Annotated in this window: 6 protein-coding genes; 5 read left to right on the top strand and 1 reads right to left on the bottom strand. The window is 28.2% G+C overall.

Annotation, left to right across the window (positions count from 1 at the left end; genetic code table 11):
* A partial coding sequence (locus ACRDBA_RS04990) for a sigma factor-like helix-turn-helix DNA-binding protein (RefSeq protein ID WP_438571821.1) occupies positions 1 to 167 on the top strand: 167 nt, incomplete at its 5' end.
* Position 168: 1 nt separating this feature from the next.
* Entirely contained in the window at positions 169 to 1368 is a 1200-nt protein-coding gene (locus ACRDBA_RS04985; protein WP_438571820.1) for a DUF4179 domain-containing protein, read from the top strand.
* A gap of 336 nt (positions 1369 to 1704) precedes the next feature.
* Here ACRDBA_RS04985 and ACRDBA_RS04980 read toward each other — a convergent pair whose 3' ends face one another.
* Positions 1705 to 3270 (bottom strand): nitrite/sulfite reductase, encoded by a 1566-nt coding sequence (locus tag ACRDBA_RS04980; protein ID WP_438571819.1) that lies wholly within the window; start codon positions 3268 to 3270, stop codon positions 1705 to 1707.
* A gap of 164 nt (positions 3271 to 3434) precedes the next feature.
* On the opposite strand from ACRDBA_RS04980, the gene ACRDBA_RS04975 reads away from it, so the two are divergent.
* The 3 genes from ACRDBA_RS04975 to ACRDBA_RS04965 form a co-directional block, all read left to right on the top strand.
* Entirely contained in the window at positions 3435 to 4556 is a 1122-nt protein-coding gene (locus ACRDBA_RS04975) for a sodium ion-translocating decarboxylase subunit beta (protein ID WP_438571818.1), read from the top strand.
* An 11-nt stretch (positions 4557 to 4567) separates the two neighbouring features.
* Positions 4568 to 4693, top strand: a complete 126-nt coding sequence (locus ACRDBA_RS04970; protein ID WP_438571817.1) for an OadG-related small transporter subunit — start codon at positions 4568 to 4570, stop codon at positions 4691 to 4693.
* A 197-nt stretch (positions 4694 to 4890) separates the two neighbouring features.
* Positions 4891 to 5742, top strand: an 852-nt coding sequence (locus ACRDBA_RS04965; protein WP_438571816.1) for an FtsX-like permease family protein, incomplete at its 3' end; no start/stop codon positions are given.

Below are 5742 nucleotides of genomic sequence, written 5' to 3'. Positions count from 1 at the left end.
TTAGTTTACTTGGTCCAGTAGATAAAGATATATTTATTATGAAATTTTTCTTAGGAATAAATTCTGAAGAAATAGCAAAAAAGTTGTGTGTTACAAAAGCTAGTGTAGATAACAAAATATATAGAGGTAAAAAGAAGTTAAAAAAATATAGATTGGAGGTAATTTAATATGAAAGATATATACGAACTGTTAAATGATATAGATGCCAATGGAATTGAATATATAGAAATGGAAACTAATGAAATAGAAAAACAAAAATATAAAAGGAATTTTAGAAATTCTGTGAAATCAAAAAATAAAGGATATAAAAAAGCTATAGCAGCGGCATCTTTAGTAGCTATATTAGGTGGAGTAGTAAGTAATGAAACTGTATGGGCTAATGTAGAGAAGATATGGTTTAGTCTTCAAAGAGTTTTAGAGCTAAAAAATGATGAAATAGTAAATTATAAATATGAAATAAATAAAAGTGTAGAAAGTAAAAATATAAAGATAAACTATAAAAACTTAATGATAGATGATGGCAATTTGATAATAGAAATGGATATAGATGATAGTAAATTTGATGTGTTTAAAGATTTTACAGAGAAACAGCAAAAAGACTGGAATGTTAATAAATGGGGAAATAGAGAAAAGTTTATAAGTCTTGGAAATATAGAGGCTTATGTAGATGGAGAAAAACGTGGAATAACACAATCAGGACAAGTCGATTTTGATAAAAAATCGAGTGATTCAAATTCAGTAACCAGTATTGTATCAATAATTCCGTTAAATGAAATAGAAGGAGTATTAGGTATTGATGAAGTTGGAGACAATGAATTTCCTTACACTATAGATAAAGATAAAATTTATAATATAAAATTAAATACAAAGCAAATACATATATCAGCTGAAATGTTAGAGGATGAGAAAGTCGGCTATGCAGGAGCTGTATGGAGTGATTGGGGTGTAGATATACCTATAAAAGGTGAAGATTTAGTCAAGGCGACAGTTAATTACGATACTTATAAAATAGATAAGAATATTAAAATTAATATTGATGGAGTGAATAAGCAACTTAATATTAATAATTTAAACGTATCACCAATATATGCAAAAGTTAACTTTACTACTGACTTAGATGGTTACTCTATAGATGATAAGTATGATATTGAAATTAAGTTAGAGAATGAAAAAGGTCAAGTGTATCAAATGCAGAGTATGACACCTACTTATGATGAAGAAAAAAATACTTGTAATGTGGTAGTACAATATAGAAATATATTTAGAAATAGTAAAAAAATTAAACTTACACCAGTAGTTATAAATGTTGAAACAGATGAACAAATAGATCAAGAATCTATTGATATAGATTTATCTAGTTCTAATTAGGTAAATTAGTTTTATATAGAATCTATGTGAATAATAATACGGTACAAGATTAGTTAGCAGATTCAGCTATTGAAATATTAGAGTCAAAAAAAAAATAGAAATAGTATTAAATATGCTTAGTGAAGGTCTTAATGAAGAAATGATATCAAAGTTAACTAAAATAGATATAAATAAAGTAAGAGATATTAAAATAAAATATAAGAGCTAATAGAGACTGTGAAGTTTTTTCTGTAAATATCATAAGTGTAGAGATGGATTATATAGGTCGCACCGACTTTCCCAAAGGGCGGAAGGAAGACATATATAATCCATCTCTACACGGGCTTTATTTACCAACTATACAAGATACTTTCCTATTACATCATTTAATTTATCTTGTTGCTTATCTATAAACTCATCAAAACATAACCCAGAAGATTCAACTTCCTTAGCTAGTTCTAATAAAAACACCTTCACATCATCTTCTTTTATATCACCATAAACCTTACCAAACTTAGAGCATCCAACACCAACATCTCCACCTAGACTTGTTTCATATACAGGAGAAGAAACATCATTTACTCTTTTCATTTTACCAGAGAATCCGATTGCTCCTATTTGTGGAACACCACAAGAATTTCCACAACCAGCTATATGAACACTTGGTAAAACATCCTTTGAATAATTATTGTCTTTGAAGTATTTTATAATGTCCTCTAGTAAATGCTGACTTCTAAGGATTCCCATTTGACATATAGGTACACCTATACAAGCAACACTTTGTTCTAGTTTAGTTTCAGCACTAAAGCTACTAGTTAATTCTATTACTTTTTTAGCCTCAGCACCATTTAAATTTAAGATATAGAATCCTTCAGTCATACAACTTCTAACATGAATATTTTCCATTTCGTCTAGTGCATCTAATAAAGTCTTGTAATCACATAAATTAAATTGTCCACCTATTGGATGTACATAAACTGAATATAATCCTTGTTGTTTTTGCTTAAATAATCTAGGGTGGTCTATATCTATTTCGCATCCGTTTTTTTCATAATCTATAGGAAGAATAGTTAATCCAAGTCCACCTTTAGCCTTAACTTCTTCTAAAGCTTTTTTATATTCAGATCTAAATCCATCTTCGCCAAGTGTATCAATCATATATCTAACACGAGCTTTGTTTTTATTTTCGTAGTTACCATTAGTTTTAAACATTAAGACCATAGCATCTATATGATATAATATATCCTTTGCTTCTATAGTTTCTCCAAGTTCGATACCTATCTTAGGATTACGTCCCATACCACCACCAAAGAATACTCTAAAACATTCCTTAATGCCATCTTTTACAGCTACAAACCCTAAATCTTGAACTGTACAATGAGAACAGTCCTTATCATTACTAGCAACAGAAACCTTTAATTTTCTTGGAAGTTTGTATGTATAGCTATTTTTAATAAAATGATTGTCACAAGCTAGTGCATAAGGAACTACATCAAATTTGTCTTCTATATCAACGCCAGATAATGGAGATATAGCTACGTTTCTTGGGAAGTTACCGCCTCCACCTCTTGTAAATATATCTTTATGTATACACTCTTCCATAATATCGCAAACAGCATCAATAGATAAATCATGAAGCTGAACAGCTTGTCTTGTAGTTAAATGGACTTTATCTACGTTATATTTTTTAGCTACTTCGTATACTTTGTGTAATTGTTCTCTAGAGAAAACTCCACAAGATACTCTAAGTCTTATCATAAATGATTTTTGATCTCTTTGAGCATAAATACCAAAGCCACCAGATACTTTTTTAAAATCCATCTTAGAAACTTCACCATTTAAAAACTTATGTCCAAACTCTCTAAATGCTGGTATCTCGTCTAAAAGTACTTTTTTAAAATCTTCAGAAAATAAATTATTCATTATATCACCTCAGTTTAATATTCTAATTATTATTATGTGTAAAATGGAAATTTATATTAAGAAAAATTAACAAAGATAAATATATACTTTTAAAGGTAAATTAATATATATATATAAATTAAATATATTAAGAATAGATTAATTTATTGGAGGAGAGAGAATAAATGGAAATATTACTATCTGGTATTATGAGTATTACTCCAAAAGCAATTGTTATGATTTTGATAGGTGGACTATTGATTTACTTAGCTATTAACAAAGGTTTTGAACCAACATTATTATTACCTATGGGATTTGCGGTAATAATGGTAAACTTGCCTTTATCAGGAGCGGTTACCCAGGTTGTACAAGGTACTCCTATTGAAGGGATATTAGATTTATTATTTGAAAAAGGTATAGCAACTGAATTATTTCCATTACTAATTTTTATTGGTATTGGAGCTATGATTGATTTTGGACCACTTTTACAACAACCATTTATGATATTTCTAGGGGCAGCAGCACAGTTTGGAATATTTTTCACTATTATAGTTGCATTATTATTTGGATTTGATATAAAAGAAGCAGCATCTATAGGTATAATAGGAGCAGCAGATGGACCAACATCCATATTTGTATCATCTCAACTTGCACCTAACTTACTTGGACCTATCTCAGTAGCGGCATATTCATATATGGCATTAGTGCCAATTATACAACCATTTGCAATAAAATTAGTAACAACTAAAAAAGAAAGATTAATAAGAATGCAATATAAAGCAGATCAAGTATCAAAAAGAACTAAGATATTATTCCCTATAATAGTTACAATAATAGCAGGACTTATAGCACCTCAATCAATAGCATTAATAGGATTTTTAATGTTTGGAAACCTAATGAAAGAATCAGGAGTAGTAGATGGATTATCAAAATCTGTACAAAATGAATTAGTAAATATATGTACAGTGTTACTAGGAATTGCAATAGCATCAACAATGAAAGCAGAACAATTTTTAACAGCATCTACATTACTAATAATGGGTATGGGACTTGTAGCATTTATATTTGACACAATAGGTGGAGTATTGTTTGTTAAATTTATAAATTTATTTAGAACAGAAAAAATAAACCCAATGGTAGGGGCTGCAGGAATATCTGCATTTCCAATGTCAGCAAGAGTAGTACAAAAAATGGCTACAAAAGAAGACCCACAAAACTTTGTATTATTATACTCAGTAAGTGCAAACGTATCAGGGCAAATAGCATCAGTAATAGCAGGTGGATTGATTCTTAGTTTATTAGGATAGGAGTAGTGATTATGATAGGTGAAGGATTAAGATTAATGGCTTTTGGAATGAGTGGTATTTTTATAGTTACTGGTATTGTATATGGGTTTATGAAAATATTAGGTAAGTTAGATAAAAATAATAAAGAAGCTAATTAAAAAGTGAATACAAATTATACGCAATATATATACCTTAAATAGGTATTGTATATTGCGTTTTTTATTTTATGAATAGATCTAAAAAACAGTATAAGAAAGATTTGTTATGTAATTGTAAGATAAATATAATCGAATAGTAATTCTAAGGATTTATAATGACAATATAATAAAGCAAGGAAGTAAGGAGGAATATAAAAATGTTACATAAATTATCAATCAGAAATGTAAAAAGGAGCTTTAGAGATTATATTATATATTTCCTAACATTAACATTAGGAGTAAGTTTCTTTTATATTTTTAACTCTATAGAGGCTCAGCAGTTTATATTGGACTTATCAATGACTCAACAATTTATAATGGAAGAAGCTATGATAGGACTAGAAGTAGTCTCTCTATTCGTATCTTTTATCTTAGGGTTCTTGATACTATATGCCAATCAATTTTTAGTAAAAAGAAGAAAAAAAGAGTTAGGTATCTATAAAACCTTAGGAATGAGCAACTGGAAGATATCTAATATGTTTTTAATGGAAACCTTAGTGGTGGGATTATTCTCATTAATAAGTGGATTAATACTAGGAATAGTACTATCTCAAGGTTTTTCAGTATTGATTTCATCATTATTTAATGCAGAAATACTTAACTACACGTTTGTATTTTCTGTAGAGGCAACCTTAAAGACTATGCTATTTTTCTCGATTATATTTATTATAGTTATAATCTTTAACATAGTGTCTATATCTAGACTTAGTTTATTAGATTTAATTTATGGAAGTAAGAAAAATGAGATTATAAAACTAAAGAATCAAAAGGTTAAATTTATAGTATTTGTAGTATCAATAGTTATGATTTTAGTTTCTTACGTAGGTCTTATATATTTTGGTATAAGTGATGGATTAATATATATTTATATTTTTACAAGTACTATTGTAGTTGGTACATTCTTATTATTTTTCTCATTAGCAAGTTTTGTACTATCAGTAATTAGTGCTAAAAAAGATTTTTACTTAAAAGATTTAAATATGTTTTTAGTAAGACAAGTTGGGAGTAAA

This window comes from Clostridium sp., from assembly GCF_051654825.1.
Taxonomy (GTDB): domain Bacteria; phylum Bacillota; class Clostridia; order Clostridiales; family Clostridiaceae; genus Clostridium.
Note: the sequence above shows the minus strand (reverse complement) of the source record. Positions and strands in the feature narration are given on the sequence as shown.

Excerpts from the sequence above, each read along its gene's own strand:
- ACRDBA_RS04985 (WP_438571820.1), top strand. The coding sequence starts at position 169 with ATGAAAGATATATACGAACTGTTAAATGATATAGATGCCAATGGAATT.
- ACRDBA_RS04980 (WP_438571819.1), bottom strand. The coding sequence starts at position 3,270 with ATGAATAATTTATTTTCTGAAGATTTTAAAAAAGTACTTTTAGACGAG.
- ACRDBA_RS04975 (WP_438571818.1), top strand. The coding sequence starts at position 3,435 with ATGGAAATATTACTATCTGGTATTATGAGTATTACTCCAAAAGCAATT.
- ACRDBA_RS04970 (WP_438571817.1), top strand. The coding sequence starts at position 4,568 with ATGATAGGTGAAGGATTAAGATTAATGGCTTTTGGAATGAGTGGTATT.